At 42.4% G+C, this 417-nt stretch carries 1 protein-coding gene; it reads left to right on the top strand.

Annotation, left to right across the window (positions count from 1 at the left end):
* On the top strand, positions 1–417 hold a 417-nt coding region (locus KH893_RS12565; RefSeq protein WP_345803745.1), incomplete at both ends, for an MFS transporter.

The following is a 417-nucleotide window of genomic DNA, read 5'->3' as shown; positions in this document are numbered from 1 at the left end:
AGTAACGGCTGTTATGTTTATGGGATTATTAGGCTCTGCGGTCACTAATATGGCAGCTGCAGGTACGCAGACCCCTAAGGAAGTGGCTGTTTGGGGAGGCTCTAGCGCAGCTGCCGCTTTTGTTGCTATTGTTGCCATCGCTAACACTTTGGGCCGCTTTATTATGGGATGGCTATCCGATGTTACGGGTCGGAAAGCAGTTTTCTTCATTACTTATATCGTCCAATTACTGGCTTTAATTGTCCTATTATCAACAAAACCAGGTTCCATGAGCATCGGCATGATGTATATCGTTGTTATTGCAATGGCTTTCTGCTTTGGCGGCAACATTACCGTATTTCCGACTTATGTATCCGATTATTTTGGTTTGAAAAATACATCACGTAATTATTCAATGATTTATCAAGGATTTGGACT

The organism is Liquorilactobacillus sicerae, assembly GCF_029916425.1.
GTDB lineage: Bacteria > Bacillota > Bacilli > Lactobacillales > Lactobacillaceae > Liquorilactobacillus > Liquorilactobacillus sicerae.
Note: the sequence above shows the minus strand (reverse complement) of the source record. Positions and strands in the feature narration are given on the sequence as shown.